The sequence below is a fragment of the Nocardia sp. NPDC060255 genome, assembly GCF_042727395.1.
In the GTDB taxonomy this organism is placed as follows: Bacteria; Actinomycetota; Actinomycetes; order Mycobacteriales; family Mycobacteriaceae; genus Nocardia.
The window spans coordinates 31,413-53,956 of record NZ_JBHXAU010000005.1; the positions used below are offsets into that span (position 1 = coordinate 31,413).

Sequence of the window (22,544 nt, forward strand, 5' to 3'; positions counted from 1 at the left end):
GGGAGGATCCCAAATGTCAGCAAGAAACCATGTCGGCGAGCCGAGCAGCTTTCGTAGCGCCGCAACCCCCTGGGTACTGTCCGGACGGACGCCCGCCGAACTGCGCGGGTACGCCCGGCAACTGCGCGACGACCTAGTCGGCGGCCGCGACTCGATCGCGAGCGTTGGCCTGTCGCTGACTGCACGTGATCCGCAGCCGAGCCGTGCTGTGCTCCTGACCGAGACCATCGAGCAAGCGAGCGCCGAATTGACCGCTCTCGTGGCGGGCAGGCCGACACCGAGCCGGATCAACGGCACCGCTGCGGCGCGCGATCGGGTGGTGTTCGTCTTTCCAGGTCAAGGCTCGCAGTGGGCCGGTATGACCGCGGACCTGCTGGAGAGTTCGGACGTCTATCGCGCGGCTATCGACGATTGCGCGCGGGCGTTGGCCCCATACATCGACTGGTCGCTGCACGACGTCTTGCGCGGGGCGCCGGATGCGCCCGCGCCTGATCGTGACGATGTGGTGCAGCCCGCGTTGTTCGCGACCATGATCGGGCTCGCCGCGATGTGGCGGTCTTTCGGTGTATCCCCCGCCGCCGTAGTGGGGCACAGCAACGGCGAGATCGCCGCCGCCGTCGTCGCGGGCGCGCTGTCGCTCGACGACGGAGCCCGCGTGGTGGCGCTGTGGAGCAAGGCCCAGGCCCGGTTATCTGGGCAGGGAGCGATGCTGTCGGTACCGTTGCCCGCCGCGGTCATCACGCCGCGACTGGCCGAGTGGGGCACCCGGGTATCGATCGGCGCGATCAACGGCCCACGACAGGTGATCCTGACCGGCGACCGAGCCGCGGTGCTCGAGCTGCTGGCCGCGTTGAATGCGGAAGGCATTGCAGCGAAACAGGTTTCGGTCGACGTGGCCGCGCATTCGGCACATATCGAGCAGTTACGCGAGAGCATGCTCGATGATCTCGCCACCGTGCGGCCGCACCCACCCGAGGTGGACTTCCGCTCGACCGTGACCGGGCACCGCGACGAGCCGCTCGACGCGCACTACTGGTACCGAAACCTGCGTGGGACAGTCGAATTCGAACGAGCCATCCGGTCGTTGTCCGATCACGATGTATTCCTGGAGATCAGCCCGCATCCCGTCATCATCGCCGCAGTGCAGGACACCCTCGACGAAGTCGGTTCGGCTGCGGTGGTCGCGGCCTCGATCCGGCGCGGTGGCGTGGGCACCCGCCATTTCCTGACCGCCCTGGCCGCGGCACACACCGCCGGTGTCGCCGTGGACTGGACGCCGCTGTTCCCTGCTGATACACCACTGATCGAGTTGCCCGCCCCTGAACTCTCCCGCGTGGCCGAGGCAGAGACGGCGAGTTCGCTGATCGATCTTGTGCTCGCGGAGACGGCGCACATGCTCGGCCGCCCGGCGCCGGAGCCGGACACCGCGTTCCGGGATCTCGGCTTCGATTCGGTGGGTGCGCTGGAATTGCGCAACCGGCTCGCGGCGGGCACCGGTCTGCGGCTGCCCGCGACCGTGCTCTTCGATCACCCCACACCACAGCGACTCGCCACTTATCTGGAGTCAGTTGTCGGCGGCGTCGAGACCACGGTCGCGTCCGCGCGGCGGCGTCCGATTCCGGCCGACGACCCCATTGCGATCGTCGCCATGGCGTGCCGTTTCCCGGGCGGCATCACCTCACCGGAAAGCCTGTGGCAGTTGGTCGCCGAGGGCCGTGATGTCATCTCCGGATTCCCGGACGACCGTGGCTGGCCGCTGAACAGCCTATTCGACGACGACCCCGAGCGGGCCGGTCGCACCTATGTCCGCGAGGGCGGATTCCTCTACGACGCCACCATGTTCGACGCCGACTTCTTCGGCATCAGCCCCCGCGAGGCCGCCGCGATGGACCCGCAGCAGCGGCTGACGCTGGAAATAGCATGGGAGGCGATCGAACGCGCGGGCATCGACCCGGCCACGCTGCACGATTCGCCGACCGGGGTCTACCTCGGTGTGATGGCGCAGGACTACGGACCACGGATGCACGAGGCCGACGGCGCCACCAGCGGGCGGGTGCTCACCGGCACCTACACCTCGGTGGCCTCGGGACGCGTGGCGTACACGCTCGGCTTGGCAGGCCCGGCGGTCACCATCGACACTGCCTGCTCGTCGTCGCTGGTGGCGATGCATCTGGCTGCCCAGGCACTGCGCGACGGCGAATGCGATCTGGCACTGGCCGGCGGCGTCACCGTCATGTCATCACCGGGCATCTTCCTCGAATTCAGCAGGCAACGCGGACTCGCCCCCGACGGCCGCTGCAAATCCTTCGCCGACGGCGCCGACGGCACCGCGTGGGCCGAAGGCGCCGGAATCCTTGTCCTGCAACGGCTCTCCGATGCCCGCCGGGACAACCACCCCGTCGTCGCGCTGCTGCGCGGCTCGGCCATCAACCAGGACGGGGCCAGCAATGGTCTGTCCGCCCCCAACGGCCTCGCCCAGCAACGCGTCATCCACGACGCACTCGCCAGCACCGGGCTCGGCACCGCCGACATCGACGCCATCGAGGCGCACGGCACCGGCACCGCCCTCGGCGACCCCATCGAGGCCCAAGCGCTGCTGGCCACCTACGGCTTGAACCGGCCACACCCGGCTTACCTTGGCTCCATCAAATCGAATATCGGCCACACGCAAACCGCGGCAGGCATCGCAGGCGTCATCAAAATGATCATGGCGATGCGGCACGGCACGCTCCCGCCGACGCTGCATATCGACCGCCCGAGCCGCCACGTCGACTGGGACAGCGGCAATGTCGAACTGCTCACCGACACCATCTCCTGGCCCACCACCGGCCGCCCTCGCCGCGCGGCCATCTCCAGCTTTGGCATCAGCGGCACCAACGCACATGTCATCATCGAACAGCCACCGGAGACCCGGCCCGGACGACGGCGCCGCGGCGGCACCACCCCCGTCCCGGTGCTGTTGTCGGCGAAGTCCGAACAGGCGCTGGCCGACCAAGCCGCCAAGCTGTTGGCACACCTGAACGAACACCCGGAATTCGAGTTGCGCGATCTCGCCGACTCGCTGACCTTCGAGCGCGCCCGCTTCGCGCACCGCGCCGCCGTGGTAACAACCGATCGTGACGAGCTGGCACGTCGGCTGCGCGAGCTGGCTGCGGGTGCCGCGATCACGGAGGTGATCAAGGCAGTGGCGGGCTCGAACGTGCGCCCGGTGTTCGTCTTTCCTGGACAGGGCTCGCAGTGGGCTGGGATGGCCGCCGGGCTGCTCGAGACCTCACCCGTGTTCGCCCGTCGGATGAACGAATGCGCGACCGCGCTCGAACCGTTCGTCGAGTGGTCGTTGCTGGATGTCGTCCGCGGTACCGACGACGCGCCAGCCCTTGCGGGCGACGCCGTGGTGCAGCCGGCGCTGTGGGCCGTCATGGTGTCGCTGGCCGACGTGTGGCGCTGGTACGGCGTGCGGCCCGCCGCGGTGATCGGGCATTCGCAAGGCGAGCTCGCCGCCGCGTGCGTCGCGGGTGTGTTGTCCCTGACGGACGGCGCCCGCATCGTCGCGCTGCGCAGCCGAGCGCTGCGGGCGCTGGCGGGGCGCAGCGGGCTGGTATCGGTGACTCAGTCAGCGGCCTGGGTGCGCGAACACCTCGACCGCTGGCAGGGCCAGATCACGCTCGCCGCGATCAACAGCCCGGCGCACACCGTGGTCGCGGGCAGCACCGCCGCGCTGGCCGAGTTCAGTGCGTTCTGCGCGAGTCACGAGGTGCGCGCCCGCCGGGTCGACATCGACTACGCCTCGCACTCGGCCCACGTCGCCGTGCTCGAGTCCGAGCTGATCGCGGCCTTCGCCGGTATCGAGGCCCACACCGGGGACATCCCGCTGTGTTCGTCGGTGACCGCCGAATTCCTGTCCGATACCCGAGTGATGGACGGCGCCTACTGGTACCGGAACCTGCGTGAGCCAGTCCAATTCGAAGCGGCGACCGAGGCGCTGCTCGAACGCGGGCACCGGTTGTTCGTCGAGATCAGCCCGCACCCGGTGCTGACCGCCGCGGTACAGGCCACCATTGATACCGCCGGACTGGACGGCACCGCCGTCGGCACGTTGCGCCGCGACGATGACGACACAACTCGCATGCTCACCGCGTTGGCCGAAACGCACTGCCACGGTGTCGATGTCGACTGGGCCGCGTTCTTCGACGGGATCGGTGCACGCCGCGTCCCGCTGCCGACCTACGCGTTTCAGCGCAGCCGGTACTGGATCGATACGCCCGGCACGGTGGAGCACGGGGCAGGACTCACTTCGGTCGATCATCCGCTGCTCGATGGGGTGACCGTGCTCGCCAAGGACGGCGGGCTCTTGTACACGGGCCACCTGTCACCGGCCGATCATCCGTGGCTGGCCGACCATCGGATTGCGGATACGGTCGTGCTGCCGGGTGCCGCAATCGTGGAGATCGCACTCGCCGTCGGCGGGCAACTCGGACTCGGTCGGTTGGCTGATGTCGTGCTCACGGAGCCGTTGTTGCTTCCCCCGAGCGAACGGGTGCGCTTCCAGGTCGCCGTCGAGCAGCCCGGCGACGGGGCTGACCGTTCCTTCGCGCTGTATTCCAGTCCGGCCGATGATGACCACTGGACCAAGAACGCCGCTGGCACACTCACCCTAACGACCGAGGATCCCGCACCCGACCGACAGGCGTGGCCGCCTGCCGACGCCGGACAGATCGACCTCGACGGCTTCCGCGAACGCTTGGCCGAACTCGGCTACGGGTACGGACCGGCCTTCCGCGGACTCGAATCAGCCTGGCACAACGGCCGAGAAGCGTACGGCGAGGTCGCCCTACCGGATACTGGGCTCGCCGTGGACGGCTTCGGTATTCATCCGGCACTGTTCGATGCCGCGCTCCAGGTGTGCCTGCTCCGCGAACCGGCCGACGACGCGCGGTTGCTCATGCCGTTCTCGTTCGACGGTGTCACCGTGCATGCGACACAGGCGACCTCACTGCGCGTCCGCGTGGTGCCAGCCGGTCGCGACGTAGTCGCGCTCACCGCGACCGACCATGAGGGCACCGCGGTCCTGACGATCGCCGCGCTCGTCCTGCGGCCTGCCCCTGCCGTGGCGGTGACGCGCACCGGACTCCATCATCTCGGCTGGCGCCCGATCCCGGTCGGCACCGAATCCGTACTCGGCCGTTGGGCGGTCGTCGGCGGCGACCCGCTCGACGCCGTCGCCGGGCTGTCCGCCGCCGGTGTCACCGTCGCCGAGCACCGAGACCTCGCGGCTCTCATCGCCTCAGTCGACGCGGGCCTGCCCGCACCCGACGGTGTCGTGTTCGCACAGGTCCCCGGCACGAACTCCGCCGACGCGATGCACGCCGCGGCGCGAACGGAACTCGACCACGTCCAGCGGCTACTCGCCGACGACCGATTCACCGAAACCCTGGCTCTGCTGCTGACCCGGTTCGCGGCGGGCGACGACGCGCGCAACCTGCCGGGTGCGGTGGCGCGCGGACTGCTCGGCGTCGTACAGAACGAACATCCGAACCGGTTCGCGCTGCTAGATCTCGATGAGACGCCAGTCGACTATCGTCATGTCCTCTCGGCGCTGACCGGACCTGTCGGCACCCGGCTGCCGCTCGTGGCGCGCGGCGGAACGGTCTCCGCACCCCAACTTGAGCGCACCCCGTGGCCGCCAGGCACACCCGAATTCGATCCGGCGGGCACGGTTCTGATCACCGGGGGTACCGGCACGCTCGGCCGCCTTGTGGCCCGGCACCTGGTCAGCAGGCACGGCGTCCAGCACCTGCTGCTGCTCAGCAGGCGCGGCGACGGGGCCGAGGGCGCGGCGGAACTGACCGCGGAACTGTCCGAAGCCGACGTGACGATCCGCGCGTGTGACGCGTCGGATCGTGCCGCACTTGCCACGGTGCTGGCAGACATTCCGGCCGCGCATCCGCTGACGGCGGTGATCCACACGGCGGGTGTCCTGGCCGACGCCACCGTCGTCAACCTCACACCCGCCGACCTGGACCAGGTCCTGCGAGCGAAGGCCGACGCCGCATGGCATCTGCACGAACTCACCGCCGACATCGCACTGTCGGCCTTCGTCCTCTTCTCCTCGATCGCGGGCGTCATCGGAAACCCAGGGCAGGCGAATTACGCTGCCGCCAACGGCTTCCTGGATGCGCTGGCGGCGCATCGCCGCGCCGACGGTCTGCCCGCGACCGCACTCGCCTGGGGTCTCTGGGACTCCCCGAGCGGACTGACCGCGACGTTGACCGAGACCGATCGGCTGCGCTGGGCTCGTCATGGCGTGCTGCCGCTGTCCGCCGAACGCGGCATGGAACTGTTCGACGCGGCAATCGCCGCGAATCGGTCGTTGATGCTGCCCGTAGAACTCGACCGCGCAGCGCTGCGCGCAGCCGACGAATCCACTCCGGCCTTGCTCCGTTCGCTCGTCGGCACCGACGGCCTGCCCTCGGGGCGGGCGAGCGGCGAGGCGCGGTCGTGGGCTGATCAGACCGCCGAACTCCCGCAGGCCCAGCGGCGACGCAGGATCGCCGAACTCGTCGGCACGGCGACGGCATCGGTTGTCGGACTGACCGGGTCGGCGGACGTCGTCGAAACCACCGCGTTCAAGGATTTCGGCTTCGATTCGCTGACGGCGCTGGAGTTGCGATCCCGAATCCGCACGGGCACCGGGATCGCCTTACCCGCCACCGCGGTCTTCGACTATCCGACGCCGGGCGCGCTCATCGACCACCTCATGACCGAACTCGTGCGCAAGCCCGCGGCCACCACTCGGCCGACCGTATCGGCGGCACCGATGGACGACCCCATCGTCATCGTCGCCGCGGCCTGCCGTTATCCGGGTGATGTGCGCTCACCCGAAGATCTGTGGGAGCTGACGTCCGGCGGCACCGACGCCGTCGGTCCGTTTCCGCCGGACCGAGGCTGGGACGTCGATGGCAAGACGGCCACCGAACAGGGCGGATTCCTCTATGACGCGGACCTTTTCGATGCCGATTTCTTCGGCATCAGCCCCCGTGAGGCCGCCGAAATGGATCCGCAACAGCGGCTGTTCCTCGAGATCAGCCGTGAGGCGATCGAACGAGCGCAGATCGATCCGGCGACACTGCACGGAACCCGCACCGGCGTTTTCACCGGTGTGATGTACAGCGACTACGCGACCACGCTGCACACCGGCACGGTGTCGAGCGTGGTGTCCGGGCGCGTGGCCTACGCACTCGGGCTGCAGGGCCCGGCCATCACAGTAGACACCGCCTGTTCGTCGTCGCTGGTCGCCGTGCACCTGGCCGCCCAGTCCCTGCGCAACGGCGAATGTGACCTCGCCTTGGCCGGTGGTGTCACCGTGATGGCGACACCCGGCATCTTCATCGAATTCACTAGGCAACGCGGGCTCGCCGCCGACGGCCGCTGCAAATCCTTCGACGACACCGCCGACGGCACCGGATGGGCCGAAGGCGCCGGAACCCTGCTCCTGCAACGACTTTCCGACGCCCGCAGCCAAAAACGGCCGATTCTCGCCGTGCTGCGCGGCAGCGCCGTCAACCAGGACGGTGCCAGCAACGGGCTCTCCGCACCCAACGGCCCCGCCCAGCAGCGGGTGATCCACGAAGCACTCGCCAACGCCCGGCTCAGCACCACCGAAATCGACGTCGTCGAAGGCCACGGCACCGGCACTCGGCTCGGCGACCCCATCGAAGCCCAGGCCATCCTCAGCACCTACGGCCAGAACCGCAGCCACCCCGTCTACCTCGGCAGCGTCAAATCCAACATCGGCCATACCCAAGCCGCGGCGGGCATCGCTGGAATCATCAAGATGACCGAAGCCATTCGGCACCGAATCCTGCCGCCGACCCTGCACCTCAGCACACCGTCCACCCATGTCGACTGGACCGTCGGCAATGTGCGACTGCTCACCGAGACGACGCCATGGCCAAGCACCGGCCGACCACGGCGCGCCGCCATCTCCAGCTTCGGCATCAGCGGCACCAATGCGCACATCATCATCGAACAACCACCGCAGACACCGCGGACGCGGTCTCGGGACGTGCCCGTGCCCGCGCTGCTCCCCTTCGTGATCGGTGCCCGTGGGCAACGGGCGTTGCGGGCGCAGGCGGCGCAGCTACGGCCGCTCGTCGACGGCGAAGGCCCCCTCCGCCCCGCGGAGGTCGACCTCGCGTACACACTGGCGACCACCCGGTCGGCGCTCACCGACCGTGCCGTCGTCCTCGCCGCGAATCGAGCCGATCTGACCGATGGTCTCGACGCCCTCTCCCGCGGCGCGGCCACCCGCACGGTCGTCACGGGCCAGGCCGAAGGCGCTGGCGCCGTCGCCTTCGTCTTCGCCGGTCAGGGCGGCCAGCACGTCGGCATGGGTCGCGAACTGTACGACGCCTACCCGGCCTTCGCGACCGCGCTCGATGACGTGTGCGCCCGGATGGACCCGCATCTCGACGTCGCGCTACGAGACCTGATGTGGGCCGACGATCCCGAGCGACCGGGTCGACTCGACGAAACCCGCTACACCCAGCCCGCACTGTTCGCGATCGAATACGCCCTGTTCCAGCTCCTACGCGAGTACGGAATCGTCCCCGACCAGCTCATCGGTCACTCCATCGGAGAACTGTCGGCCGCCTGCGCGGCGGGTGCACTCTCCCTCGACGATGCCTGCATGCTGGTCGCCGCACGCGGCCAACTGATGCAGCGCGCCCGTGGCGGCGGTGCGATGGTTGCCGTCGCGGCGACCGAGGCGGAGGTGTCGGCCACTCTGGTCGGCGGTGCGGTGATCGCGGCGATCAATGGGCCGCAGTCGGTCGTCGTCTCCGGCGACGAATCCGCCGTACTCGAGGTGGCGGCGCTGTGGCAACGAGTCGGCCGACGGACCAAGCGACTGCGCGTCAGCCACGCCTTCCACTCACCACACATGGCGGAAATCCTCGATGAATTCCACGATGTCGCCTGCCGCGTCACTCTCACCGAACCGGCGATCCCGATCATCTCCAATCTGACAGGGCGTCCGGTGACCCTGGCCGAACTGGCCAACCCACAGTACTGGGTTCGACAACTGCGCGAACCGGTCCGCTTCGCCGACGGTATCGCCCATCTCGGCGGCGAGAGCGTGACAACGTACCTCGAGCTCGGCCCCGACGCCACCCTCTCCGGCATGATCGCCCCGAATCTCGCCACGCACCGGACCGTAGTCGCGGTACCACTGTTGCACCGCGGCCACGGCGAGCAGCAGACGTTCCTGACGGCGTTGGCCCGGGCGTATGTGCACGGCACGGCGGTGGACTGGGCTCGATTCGCGGACAACGGGAACGCCGTACCGCTGCCCACCTACCCGTATCAGCGAGAGCGCTTCTGGCACAACACATCAGACGAAGCGATGACCGCCGCATCCGACACCGGTCACCCCTTCCTGACCCAGGCGATGGAGTTGGCCGACGACGCGGGGTGGCTGTTCGGTGGGCGCCTAGACGCAGCAACCACGCCGTGGCTCGGCGACCATGTGATCGCGGGCCGGGTGCTGCTGCCCGGCGCTGCCATCGCCGAACTCGCCCTGCAGGCCGCGCACCGGTGCGGCGCCCGACAGGTGTCCGGGCTGACGCTGGAACGTCCACTGCCGGTGGACGAACCGGTCGACCTGCAGTTGCGGCTACACCATGGCGATGACGGCGAGCACAGCGTCGTCCTTTACTCCCGCCCAGTCGACTCGTCGGCGAAATGGCTCCGGCATGCAACGGGTCAGCTACGCACACAAGATATTTCGCCACCCGACGAGTCCAAGGCCTGGCCGCCACCGGGTGCGACCGCGCTGGATCTCGATGATTTCTACGATCGGCTAGCCGTTCGCGGCTACCGGTACGGGCCCGCGTTCCGCGGGCTGCGCGCTGCGTGGCGAGCCGGGTCGGAGCTGTACGCCGAGGTCGGCCCGCTCGACATCGCCGACGGATTCCTGATCCATCCACCGCTGCTGGACGCCGCACTGCACGCCTGCCTGCTCGCCTACGACGACGATTCGACGGCGGTCCCGTTCGCGTGGCACAACCTGGCGGTCTACCGTCCCTGCTCCGCGGCGGTACGAGTGCGGCTCGGCCGCAGCGACGACAAGACCTGGTCGGTCGGCATCACCGACGAGTCCGGCGCGCCGGTGCTTTCTGCCGAGTTCGCGGTACGCGAGCTGGCAGCCGCACAGGCCGACGGCGCGGGCCTGTACGACCTGCGCTGGATCCACCGTGAACTGCGATCTGGTGGTCGCGCGGTCGCTGTGCTCGGCCCTGACGCGTACGGCATCGTCGACGCGGCCCGCGCGGCGGGCATCATCGCGCATGGCTACCCCGAGCTCTACGATATGTTCGCCGACGGCGCCCGAATGCCTGATGTCGTCGTCGCGACCGCGGTCAGCAACGGCGCAAACCGAGTCGGCGCAGCCGCCGACGCGGTCTTGGCGCTCGCTCGTCGATGGGTCAGCGACGAGCGGCTGCGGTCCGTGCGGCTGGTGCTGGTGACCGAAGGCGGCGTTGCCGTCGACGCGGTCGAGTGGCCCGATCTCGCGGCCGCCGCGGTGTGGGGCCTGCTGCGCTCCGCGCAGACCGAACAGCCCGGCCGGTTCGGCCTCGTCGATATCGATCGGCATCCGGCCTCGACCCGCCGTCTGGTCGAGGCGCTGGACGAGACGCAGGTCGCGATCCGGGCAGGCCGTACCTACGTACCGAAGCTGCGGCGCAGGTCCGACGGTTCCGGTGGGCAGTCGCCGTTCGGCGCGGGCAGCCACGTGCTTATCACCGGTGGTCTCGGCACCCTCGGCCGCCTGATCACCCGTCATCTCGTGCAACAGCACGGCGTGCGGCGCCTGCTGCTGACCAGCCGTCGCGGCATGGACACCGACGGGGCCGCCGAATTTGCGGCAGAGCTGGAAACCCTTGGCGCACAGGTGCACATCGTCGCCTGCGACATCGGTGATCGCGGCGCGCTGACCGCCCTGCTCGACACCGTGCCGCACGAGCATCCGCTGACCGGCATAGTGCACGCCGCGGCGGTGCTCGACGATTCCGTCATCGCCGGGCTCACCCCCGAACGCATGCTGCGGGTATTGCGACCGAAGGCGGAGGCAGCGATCATGCTGCACGAGCTCACCCGCGAGCTGGACCTGTCGGCGTTCGTGCTGTTCTCCTCGATGGCCGGAATGTTCGGCTCGGCGGGTCAGGGCAACTACGCGGCGGCCAATGCCGTGCTCGACGGCCTGGCCCAGCAGCGCGTCGGCGAAGGCGGCGCCGCTGTCTCGGTGGCCTGGGGGCTGTGGGCGCCGTCCAGCACACTGACCGAGGGATTCACCGACGCCGACCGCAGACGCATGACGCGCTCGGGGATCGTCGCCCTCTCAGCGCAGGAGGGTCTCGCCCTGTTCGACGCGGCGCTGACCAGTGCGGCACCGGTCGTCGCCGCCGCCCGTTTCGATCTGCGTGAGTTGGCCCAAGACGCGCCCGCGCTGCTGCGTGAACTCGCCCCCGCGACCCACCCGGCGCCAGATCGAGCGCAGGAGTCCGATCTACGCGCGCGCCTGGCAGTCGCACCCGGCCACGAACACAGCCACCTGCTGCTGGAGACGGTGCGCGCCGAGGTGGTGGATGTGCTCGGCTACGACACCGACGAGCGGGTGCGTGCCGATCGCGGGTTCGTCGACCTCGGATTCGACTCGCTGACCGCGCTCGAGTTCCGCAACCGCCTGACCGCGGCCACCGGCATGACGCTCCCCCCGACGCTGATCTTCGATCACTCGACTCCCGCGGCGCTGGCCGAATGGCTACGCCACGAGCTCATGCCCGACCAGCACGGCGCCGTGGGCAACGGCACCGACCAGACCAGCCAAGACAGTGTTCTCGACCAGATGGGCACCGACGATCTCGTTCGGCTTGCGCTCGGCGACAACGGGATTCGTGACGAGTCCACGCAATGAGAGGAACCACGATGGAATCAACACCGGACCAGATCGTCGCTGCGCTGCGCGCCGCGCTCAAGGACAACGAGCGGCTCGAAGCGATCAACGCCGATCTCACCGATCGCGACAGCGAACCCATCGCGATCGTCGGCATGGGCTGCCGGTACCCGGGTGGTGTGCGCTCGCCGGAGGATCTGTGGCGGCTGGTCATCGACGAGGTCGACGCGATCGGCCCGTTTCCGACCGATCGCGGCTGGGACCTCGATGCCCTGTACAACCCGGACCCGAACGTCCCGCACACCACCTATACGAAGGAGGGTGGATTCCTCCAGGACGCCACCCAGTTCGACGCCGAATTCTTCGGTATCGCACCGCGTGAGGCGCTCGGCATGGATCCGCAGCAGCGCCACCTGCTGGAGATGGCGTGGCAGACGTTCGAGAACGCCGGTATCGACGCACACACGCTGCGCGGCAGCGACACCGGTGTCTTCGTCGGCATCATGTACGCCGACTACATCATGTACGCCAACTACCTGTCCTCGAGCACTCCGACGCCGCAGGAAATGGAAGGCTACGTAAGCACCGGAACCTCGACAAGCGTTGCGTCCGGACGGATCTCGTACACGTTCGGGTTCGAGGGCCCGACGATGACCCTGGACACCGCATGCTCTTCGTCGCTGGTGGCAATCCATCTGGCGAGTGCGGCACTACGGCGCGGCGAGTGCTCGCTTGCGCTGGCAGGCGGCGCGACGGTGATGGCGACACCGGCGCCGTTCGTAGAGTTCGCCAGGCAGCGCGGACTCTCGACGGACGGCCGATGCAAGGCGTTCTCCGCGGCCGCGGACGGCACCGGCTGGGGCGAGGGCGCCGGCCTGGTCCTGCTCGAGCGCCTTTCCGACGCCCGCCGCCACGGGCATACCGTGCTGGCGGTCATCCGTGGGTCCGCGATCAACCAAGACGGCGCGAGCACCAGCCTGACCTCCCCCAGCGGACGTGCGCAGGAGCGCTTGATCGAAGACGCGCTGCGCAACGCGGGACTGACCGCCGCGGAGGTGGACGTGGTGGAGGCGCATGGAACCGGCACCGCACTCGGCGACCCGATCGAGGCGCGCGCCATCCTCGGCACCTACGGTGCCGCCCACACGGCGGACGATCCGCTGTATCTGGGTTCGCTCAAGTCGAATATCGGGCACACCCAGGCTGCAGCGGGTGTCGGTGCCATCATCAAGACAACGATGGCAATGCGGCACGGGCTGTTGCCGAAAACATTGCACGCGGACGAACCGAGCGAGCACGTCGACTGGTCGAGCGGTGCGGTGTCGTTGTTGACGACGCCCCGCCCGTGGCCGGCGCGCGAGCGCCCGCGTCGAGCCGGGGTGTCGGCCTTCGGCATCAGCGGCACCAATGCGCACATCCTGCTCGAGCAGTACACCGAGGAACCCGCGCCGTCGGATCTCGGCGCGCGGCCGCTTCCGGTCGTGCCCTGCGCGCTCTCGGCGCGGACCGAACAGGCATTACGCGCCCAGGCGGCGAACCTGTATCAGCGGGTGGCCGCCGAACCCGACACGGCGCTGGCCGATCTCGGATTCTCGCTGGCGACCCGCAGTCACCTGTCACATCGGGCGGTGTTCCTGCCCGAGAACAAGAACGATCTGCTCGCCGGACTGCGTGCGCTCGTGGACGGCACCCCCGGTCCGGCGGTGATCCGGGATACCACGACCGAGGGCAGGACCGCATACCTGTTCTCCGGTCAGGGCGCACAGCGCGTGGGGATGGGCAACCAACTCTACGAAGCCTTCCCGACCTTCGCGGCGGCGTTCGACGAGGTGTGCGCGGCACTGGATCCGCAGCTCGAGCGCCCGCTTCGGGACGTCATCGCCGACCCGGATGCCGCGATACTCGACCGGACCGAATACGCGCAGCCTGCGCTGTTCGCGATCGAGGTGGCGCTGTTCCGGTTACTGGAATCGTGGGGCATCCGGCCGGACGCGGTGACCGGACATTCGGTAGGTGTGATCGCCGCCGTGCACGTCGCGGGCGTGCTGTCACTGGCCGACGCGGCCCGGTTGGTGGCCGCGCGCGGCCGGATCATCGGCAAGCTGCCCGACGGCGGCGCCATGGCCGCACTGCGGGTGCCGCAGGCCGAGGCCAGGTTGTTGCTGGACGGGTACTCGGACCGGATCTCGATCGCGGCGATCAACGGCCCGACCTCGACGGTACTGTCCGGCGAGCGCGCCGCGCTGGTCGAGGTGCTCGAGCGGCACGCGGCACGCGGCAGCCAAGCGACGTGGCTGCGGGTGAGCCATGCGTTCCATTCGCATCTGATGGAACCGGCGCTGCAGCCGTTGCGGGAGGTGGTGGCCGCACTGACCTTCTCGCCCGCCGAGCTGACGGTGGTATCCGACCTGACCGGGCAGCCGGTGACGGCCGATGAACTTGCCGCCCCGGATTATTGGACCGAGCATGCGCGACGGACCGTCCGCTTCCACGACGCGGTGCTGTCGCTCGCCGAACTGGGATGCACGCGTTTCATCCAAGTCGGCCCCGGTAGCGATCTCAGTTCGCTGGCGATCGGCGGTCTCGCTGGGGCTGTCACCAAGCGGCCGACCCGGGCCCGGCCCGTGGTGGTCGCGGCGCTGCCGAAGAAACTCACCGAGCCGGTGGGGGTGCTCACCGCCGTGTCGCGGCTGCACGCCGCCGGTGGCCACATCGACTGGCCCGAGGTCTTCGCCGACTGCGACGCCCGCCGGGTCGACCTTCCGACCTATTCGTTCCAACACCGCGCGTACTGGCCCGAACCGGCCCCGGCGCACGGCGACGTGCGTTTCGCGGGGCTGACCCCGCTCGATCATCCGATCCTCAACGCGACCGCCGAACTGCCTGGCAGCGGAGACCTACTGCTCAGCGGATTGCTCTCGCTCACCGCGCATCCGTGGCTGAGCGATCACACGGTGGCGGGCCAGGTCATCCTGCCCGGTACGGCGATGCTCGACCTGGTGACCTGCGCCGCACGGTCCGCCGGGTGCGATCTGATCGACGAACTCGTCCTGGAGGCGCCGTTGGTCGTCCCGAGTGTGACCGCCGTGCTGGTGCGCGTGCAGGTGGGGCCTGCCGACGACACCGGCAGCCGCTCGGTCGCGGTCTACTCCGCCGAAGCGGGCGAGGCCGCACCGATCTGGACGCGCAACGCCCAAGGGACGATCGCGCGCGCTGCCGAAGGTTCCGTCGCAGACCTCACCACCTGGCCGCCGCCGGACGCCGACCCGGTGCACGTGTCGCTGGATTCGCTGTACCACGACATGTCTGCCAGAGGACTGGATTACGGCGCCACCTTCCGTGGCCTGCAAGCGATCTGGCAACGCGGCACCGAGCTGTTCGCCGAGGTCGAGCTGCCGGACCAGCGGTACGCCGACACGGTCGCCTGGTCCGCGGACAGCGTCGCGATCCATCCGGCGCTGCTCGATGCGGCGCTGCATTCGATCGCGGTGAGCGCGTCAGCAGAACCCGGCCTAGGCGGCTTGCTGCCGTTCGCCTGGTCCGGCGTGCGCGTCCACGGCTCCGCGCGAACCGCCCTGCGCGCTCGGCTCACCACGATCGGCAAGCACAAAGTGTCCATCGATCTCGCCGATGCGACGGGTCGGCCTGTCGCCACCATCGGGTCGCTCGCGTTGCGGCCGATGCTGGTCGGCTCGAGTGCTCGCGGCGGCCTCCGGATCCCGACGTGGGACCAGGTGGCTATCGCCTCGAGCGCACAGGCCGACGCAGGCTGGGTGGTGCTCGGCGCGGTCGATGACGCCCTGCGCGTGGCGCTGTCGGATCGGCTGCACGGTGAGTACGCCACATCGACGTCGTTGCTCGAATCGATCGCCGCGGGCGATCCGATACCCGAGGTGATCGTGGTCGCCTGCGAGCGCCCCGAGGCCCCAGTTCCGGTCGCCATTCGCGACCTACTGCACCAGGTGGTCGAGGCCGCCCAGGTCATACTGCGCGACGATCGACTGTCCGGAGCCCGGGTCGTCGTGCTGACCAGGAACGGCAGTGCCGCGGGTCAAGCAGCGCTGTCCGCACGCGCGATATCGGGCCTGCTGCGGTGCGTTCGGCGGGAACACCCGGACCGGTTCACCCACATCGATATCGATGGCGCGGCGGCATCATGGCAGTCGCTACTCGCCGCGGCCGCAGCCAACGAGGCCGAGCTGACCCTGCGCGGCGGCGCCGCGTACCGACCCGGCACCGCAGTCCAGCGGCCCGCCGGGACGGCACTGGTCGCGCCGCCTGACATGCCGCACTGGCGGCTCGACCATATCGGCAAGGGCAGCTTCGCCAATATGACATTGACACCCTCGCCCAAGGCGGACGCACCGCTCGGGCCGGGTCAGGTACGGGTACGGCTGCTCGCGTCCGGCTTGAACTTCCGTGACGTGCTGATGACACTGAACGTCATCCCGCCCGCGCTGGTCACCTCGTCGGCGGGTGCCGATGTCGTCGGTAGCGAGGGTGCGGGCGAGGTCCTCGAGGTCGGCAAGGACGTCGAGGATCTGCAACCGGGCGATCAGGTAATGGGCTTGTTCACGAGTATCGAATCGACCACGGTGACCGATCGCGCGACGCTGTGCGCCATCCCGAGGGGCTTGTCAGTCCGGCAGGCGGCGGCAATACCGATCACCTACATGACCGCTTACTACGCCCTCATCCACCTCGCCGATTTGCGGCCGGGACAAAAGATTCTGGTGCACGCCGGTACCGGAGGTGTCGGCACCGCCGCGCTCCAGTTGGCCCGCCATCTCGGGGCGACCGCCTACGCGACGGCGAGCCCGGCGAAGTGGCACGCCTTGCGGGCAGCCGGGCTGACCGGCGACCGGATCGCCTCGTCTCGCAACCTCGAGTTCGAGCGGCACTTCCGGCGCACCACCGGCGAAGCGGGCTTCGACGTGGTGCTGAACGCTCTCGCTGGCGAGTTCACCGACGCGTCGCTGCGCCTGCTCGCTCCCGGTGGCCATTTCCTGGAGATGGGCAAGACCGACGTGCGGGACCTCGCCGAAGTAGCAGCACAGCATCCCGGTGTCCGCTACCGCGCCTTCGATATCGGCGAATTCGGCCTGGACCAGATCCAGGAGATGCTGCGCGCCGTTGCCGAACTCATCGAGCAGGGCGTTATTTTGCCGCCGCGGGTCTCGACCTGGGACGTTCGCGATGCTCCGCAGGCGTTCCGATTCCTCGGCGAGGCCAGGCATATCGGCAAGGTGGTGCTCGCGCTCGACGAGAGCAACCGGTGGGACAGCACGCGGGCGGTGCTCGTCACCGGCGGACTGGGCTGGCTCGGACGGCTCACGACCAAGCATCTGGCAGCCCGACACCAGGTGCGCCAGTTCATCCTGCTCGGCCGAACCGCCCCGAGTGCCGAGGCCGTCCGCGACCTCGATGACCTGCGCGAGCAGGGCGTCGACATCCGCGTCGTGCAATGCGACGCGGCAGACCGTGACGCACTCGCCGGACTGCTCGAGGGCCTGTCGGCGGAGGGCGTCTCGATCGGTGGCGTGGTCCACTCCGCGGGCATCGTCGACGACGGGCTCCTGCCCACGGTGACCACCGAACAGCTGGACCGGGTGCTGCGGCCCAAGGTCGACGCGGCGCTGAACCTGCACGAACTCACCGAATCGCTCGACCTGTCCACCTTCGTGGTGTTCTCCTCACTCGCGGGCACTCTGGGCGCGCCCGGTCAGTCCGCTTACGGTGCGGCGAACGCGGTACTCGACGGCTTGATCGAATTCCGGCGCTCAGTGGGACTGCCCGGGGTGTCGATCGTCTGGGGGCTGTGGGACTCCAGCGGCGGCATGGGTGCCCGGCTCACCGAGACCGACCTAGCCAGGATGGCCCGCGCCGGCCTGCTGCCGCTGTCCACCGAGGAAGGACTGCGGATGTTCGACGACGCCATCGCGATGAACCATCCGGTGGTCATCGCCGCACAGTGGCAGCGCGAGCAGGTTCGGCCGTCGGTCGCCGGGCAATCGCATGTGCCGATCGAAACCCGTTCCGACACCGGGGATGCACTGCTCGACACCATTCTCATCGAGACGAGCACGGTGCTCGGGCACGGGTCCAGTGGCGCGATCGGCGCGGATGTGGTCTTCGACGAGATCGGCTTCGACTCGCTGATGACCGTGGAGCTGCGCAACAGGCTGGCCGAGGCGACCGGCATCAAATTGCCCGCGACCTTCATCTACGACTGGGTGACGCCAGCCGACCTGGCTGACCATCTGCGCACCCAGCTACCCGCAGAGACCGAGAAGACCGAGGTGACAGTATGACGTCGACCGACATCCGCCCCGAAGCCACACGTGCCTCGGCCTGGATCCGAACGCTGCGCGCGGCGCCGGCCGCCACCGCCCGGCTGGTGTGTTTTCCGCACGCGGGTGGCGCGGCGAGTGCCTTCAGCGGGCTGGCGCGGGCACTCCCACCCGAGATAGATGTTGTCGCCGTGCAATACCCCGGCAGACAGGCCCGCCGGGCCGAGCCATGCGTCGAGGAAATCAGCGCGATGGCCGCGGCGGCAACCGCCGCACTCGACACGTCGGTGCCGCTGTTCCTGCTCGGACACAGCATGGGAGCACTGGTCGCGTTCGAGGCTGCCCGGCTGCTGGCCGATGGGCGGGGGGTCGTCCGGCTGTTCGTCTCGGCAGCCCGCCCACCTGCCCAGGATTGGGGTGAAGCCGACGTCGACGCGCTGACCGATGACGCCATCGTCGACGGACTGCGGCTGCTCGGTGGGGTGCCGACACCGATCCTGGACGATCCGGACGCCAGCCGGGAGGTGCTGCGGGTGCTGCGGGCCGACCATCGCGCCCTGCGCGACTACCGGTGCGCTTCCGACGCCATCATCGCCGCGCCTATCACCGTGCTCCTTGGTGACGTCGACCCGAAGAGCACGCCAACTCAGATGCGCGACTGGGCCAGGCACACCGATGGCGGCTACGAGATGCGGGTACTCGCGGGCGGGCACTTCGCCCTGCTCGATGCGCCAGATGCCACCTCGTCCTTGCTCACCGAGCGGATACGCGAACCTGTCGTACAGCCCGGCGACGCCAGGCCCGCCGACTTCGTCCGCGCCACGATGTTGCGCGGGCTCGGTGACCAGCTGCCGCCGCTGCCCACCGATCCGACCGCACTCGAGGAGGTCGCTCGAACCACGTTGCCACCCACCGCGTTCGCGTATGTGGCGGGCAATGCGGGATCGGGCGGGACCGGACTGGCGAACCGGGCGGCGCTGGAACGCATTCAGCTGATGCCGCGAATGCTGCGGGGTGTCACTCGCCCTGATCTGTCGGTCCGCCTGCTCGGCACGCGGCTACCGGTGCCGGTACTGCTCGCCCCGGTTGCCGCACAGGCCATCCTGCACCCCGACGGCGAGCTTGCCACGGCCAGAGCGGCGTCCGAAACCGGTGTGCCACTGATACTTTCGAGCTACTCCGCGCAGACGATGGAGGAGGTGGCGTTGGCGGCGGGCTCGGCGCCGCGCTGGTTTCAGCTGTATCTGCCGAACGATCGGACCATAGGCGAGTCGCTGGTCCGGCGGGCCGAGCGGAGTGGATATACCGCACTGGTCGTCACGGTGGACGCCACCAGTCTCGGCCTGCGCCCGGCCGAACTCGACAGCGGCTCTTCCCCATTCCTGCGCGGCATCGGCATCGCGAACTACACCAGCGACCCGGCCTTCCGCGCGGGCGTCGACCCCGCGGCCGGTGACTTCGCCGACGTGATGTACTGGGCGAAGGTGACCGCGACGCCGCGGCTGCACTGGGAGGACATCGCGTGGCTGCGGCGTCTGACCAGCCTGCCCATCCTGATCAAGGGCATCTTGCACCCCGACGACGCGCGCGCGGCGCTCGCTGTCGGCGCCGACGGGGTGATCGTCTCCAACCACGGCGCCCGCCAGCTCGATGGCTGTGTCGGCGCGGTGGACGCCCTGCCCGCCGTACGCGCGACGGTCGGGCCTGCGGCAACCGTCCTGGTGGACTCTGGAATCCGCACCGGTGCCGATGTCGTCAAGGCACTGGCCCTAGGTGCCGACGCGGTGCTGTACGGCAGGCCGTACGCGTACGGCCTGGGTATCGCCGGGCAGGCCGGTGTCGAACACGTCCTGCGCTGCCTGCTCGCCGATATCGATCTCGCGCTGACCCTGACCGGATGCGCCGCGGTTTCCGAGATAAACGAAGAGCTGCTTTTCTGACCGGAGAGTATGCCGCAATGATCGCCCGGGGTCGAGGTAACCCCCCGAACCCCGGGTCTGTTCATAAAGAAAACCGTCATCGAGTGCACAACACTCGATGACGGTTTTCTTCTTTTATTCCCCCGTTTTGTCGGCAGCCATAGCCGCGCGCAATGACCTGGGGCGCATATCGACCCAATTTTCCTCGATATAAGACAAAGCGCTCCGCCGGTCGGCCAAGCCGTTGATACTGTGCCAGCCCGGCGGAATCTCGGCGAATGCAGGCCACATGGAATGCTGCCCTTCTTCGTTGACCAGCACGTGGAACTGGCCGTTCGTATCGTCGAATGGATTGGTACTCATAGTCGAAACCCAATTTCTCGAACGGAAAATGCGATACCCCATCGCCATATCCATCATATTCGATAATTCGCCGAACCACGTGAATCGAAGAGATGGTCGATCAGCGAAAATATCGACCGAAACGCACTCGGGTAACGCTATTACGCGGCCCGGCGTGCGCTCCGGTCGGTCACGCAATTCGAGCGTGCAGCATTCGACGCTGCCGCCAGCCTTCAGTAATTCGGTTAGATCGACGCTGACTGGTGTGCAACCGTGCTCCAGCAATCGTTTGGCCAGCCCTGCCACTCGGTCCGGCAAGAACACATTCCCGGCCGTCCGACAGCACATTCAAGCCGAAGACCACGGCGTCGGCCGGATCCCGCTGCCCGCCAGGATCCCGTTACCGGTGCAGAGGAAGTCGCCTTCGCCCTCGTTGACGCGCTCGGGTTGCCGCACCTCCAGCCACCCCGACCGAACCATTCGAGGCATTGTGCGGATTCGTCGCCGCGCTCCCAGTACCGGAATTCAGAAATTGGTGCCGTCGAATTACGGCGCAACCGAAAATGCATATCGAGAGGTAGCACCTGGTATTACGAAAAATGTGTGGATTCACCACCGGGGGCGCCTGCGTATGCCGGCAACCGTGTCCCGTCGACCGGACGGCGACGCACTCGCACACGGCCGATCACGTTTGTCCAGAGTCAACTCTGCAGTGCGAATTACGCAAGCTTACGGTCCGAAAATTCTGGCCGCGTTCCCGCGCCACACGTAATGTTCGCGGCAATGTCTACTTCACAGAAAGGAAGACCATGACTCAGTCTCCCGTCGAGTTAACACCTGAGCAGGTCAGCGACCACGTCGGCGGCTACACCGAACTGCGTAAACAGGGCCCGCTCGCCAACGTCGTCCTGCCGGGTACTGTGTCGCCCACCTGGTTTGTCACCCATTTCGAAGATATCAAGGCGCTGCTGACAGACACCCGGTTCGTCCGGGACCACAGCAAAATACCTGACGTCGACATCCCGCATCTCGGTATCGAGATGCTGAAAGCTTGGGATCTGCCCTTGGAGTACGGCGAATACTTGACCAGTCTGGTCGTCATCGACGGGCCCGAGCATAGCCGGCTGCGCGCCAAGGTGATCCGGACCTTCTCGGCGCGCCGGATCAACGCGCTGCGCCCTTCCGTCGAGCAGGTCGCCGACACGCTGCTGAAGGAGCTCGACGGCCGCGACGAGATCGACCTGATGGCGGATTTCGCCTACCCGCTGGCCAATGCCGCCATCTGCGACCTGATCGGCGTCGAGGAGGCTGACCAGGAAAAGATGCGCGGTTGGATCCTGCAGTACGTCTCCGGCAGTGAACCGGTGGAGATCGTCGCGGGCCTGCAGGGTGTCGTCAACTACACGAAGGAGCTGATCCAGCGGCGGCGGGAGGCCCCGACCGACGACCTCATCTCCAGCATGATCGCTGACCACGACCCCGCCACCGAGGCCGAGATGATCGCGATGGTGTTCCTGCTGATCAATACCGGGCATACACCGCCGGTGCTGTTCCTCTGCACCGCGCTGCTCGCACTCCTGGATCACCCCGAACAACTCGCCCGGCTGCGGGCCGACCACAGCCTGATGCCGAAAGCGATCCACGAACTGTTGCGGTACACCACGCCGGTGACCGTCGGGGCGACGGCGTACGCGACCGAAGACCTCGAATTCGCCGGGGTACAGCTGAAGCGCGGAGAATCGGTCACCACCGCGTTCCTCGCCGCGGACCACGACCCGACCAGGTTCGCTCAGCCGGAACGACTCGACATCGATCGGGCGCCCAGCCAGGGCGAGCAGCACCTCGCGTTCGGCGCGGGCGCGCACTACTGCCTCGGTGCGGCACTCGCTCGGATGCAGGCCGAGATCGCGTTGGACCGGCTGCTGTTCCGCCGGGACAGCGTGGCCCTTGCCGTCGGCCGTGACGAACTCGAATACGGCAGTTGGCCCGGCGACGGCACCCACCTGGTCCGGTTGCCGGTCCGGATCTGAAAGCGGAGTC

The 22,544-nt window shown here is 68.4% G+C and carries 6 protein-coding genes; 4 read left to right on the forward strand and 2 right to left on the reverse strand.

The annotated features are described in order from the left end of the window. Nucleotides 1-13 precede the first annotated feature (13 nt). The 3 genes from ACFWF1_RS12105 to ACFWF1_RS12115 are packed head-to-tail and all read left to right on the forward strand — an operon-like array spanning nucleotide 14 to nucleotide 20,183. A complete protein-coding gene (locus ACFWF1_RS12105) occupies nucleotides 14-11,974 on the forward strand; it encodes an SDR family NAD(P)-dependent oxidoreductase (RefSeq protein WP_379285176.1) in 11,961 nt (3,986 codons plus the stop codon). 11 nt (nucleotides 11,975-11,985) lie between these two features. Beyond that, complete coding sequence (locus ACFWF1_RS12110; protein ID WP_379285175.1) at nucleotides 11,986-18,264, forward strand: type I polyketide synthase; 6,279 nt, start codon at nucleotides 11,986-11,988, stop codon at nucleotides 18,262-18,264. Next, on the forward strand, nucleotides 18,261-20,183 hold the full coding sequence (locus ACFWF1_RS12115; RefSeq protein WP_379285174.1) for an alpha/beta fold hydrolase: 1,923 nt from the start codon (nucleotides 18,261-18,263) through the stop codon (nucleotides 20,181-20,183). The genes ACFWF1_RS12110 and ACFWF1_RS12115 overlap by 4 nt, the downstream gene beginning before the upstream one ends. A 114-nt stretch (nucleotides 20,184-20,297) precedes the next feature. Here the strand turns inward: ACFWF1_RS12115 and ACFWF1_RS12120 are convergent, their stop codons facing one another. Together ACFWF1_RS12120 and ACFWF1_RS12125 are read right to left on the reverse strand one after the other, a co-directional pair. Further along, nucleotides 20,298-20,525 carry an MbtH family protein gene (locus ACFWF1_RS12120; protein ID WP_379285203.1) on the reverse strand — a complete coding sequence of 76 codons (228 nt, stop codon included), beginning with the start codon at nucleotides 20,523-20,525 and terminating at the stop codon, nucleotides 20,298-20,300. 327 nt (nucleotides 20,526-20,852) lie between these two features. Then, the gene (locus tag ACFWF1_RS12125; protein ID WP_379285173.1) at nucleotides 20,853-20,984 is read right to left on the reverse strand and encodes a hypothetical protein; all 132 of its coding nucleotides are present in this window, start codon (nucleotides 20,982-20,984) and stop codon (nucleotides 20,853-20,855) included. Between the two features lie 329 nt (nucleotides 20,985-21,313). On the opposite strand from ACFWF1_RS12125, the gene ACFWF1_RS12130 reads away from it, so the two are divergent. Then, nucleotides 21,314-22,534, forward strand: a complete 1,221-nt coding sequence (locus ACFWF1_RS12130) for a cytochrome P450 (RefSeq protein WP_379285172.1) — start codon at nucleotides 21,314-21,316, stop codon at nucleotides 22,532-22,534. Nucleotides 22,535-22,544 lie beyond the last annotated feature (10 nt).

What these genes read in the sequence shown, in the direction of transcription:
- ACFWF1_RS12125 (WP_379285173.1), bottom strand. Translation starts at nt 20,984, where the DNA reads ATGGTTCGGTCGGGGTGGCTGGAGGTGCGGCAACCCGAGCGCGTCAAC.
- ACFWF1_RS12115 (WP_379285174.1), top strand. Translation starts at nt 18,261, where the DNA reads ATGACGTCGACCGACATCCGCCCCGAAGCCACACGTGCCTCGGCCTGG.
- ACFWF1_RS12130 (WP_379285172.1), top strand. Translation starts at nt 21,314, where the DNA reads ATGACTCAGTCTCCCGTCGAGTTAACACCTGAGCAGGTCAGCGACCAC.
- ACFWF1_RS12105 (WP_379285176.1), top strand. Translation starts at nt 14, where the DNA reads ATGTCAGCAAGAAACCATGTCGGCGAGCCGAGCAGCTTTCGTAGCGCC.
- ACFWF1_RS12110 (WP_379285175.1), top strand. Translation starts at nt 11,986, where the DNA reads ATGGAATCAACACCGGACCAGATCGTCGCTGCGCTGCGCGCCGCGCTC.
- ACFWF1_RS12120 (WP_379285203.1), bottom strand. Translation starts at nt 20,525, where the DNA reads ATGAGTACCAATCCATTCGACGATACGAACGGCCAGTTCCACGTGCTG.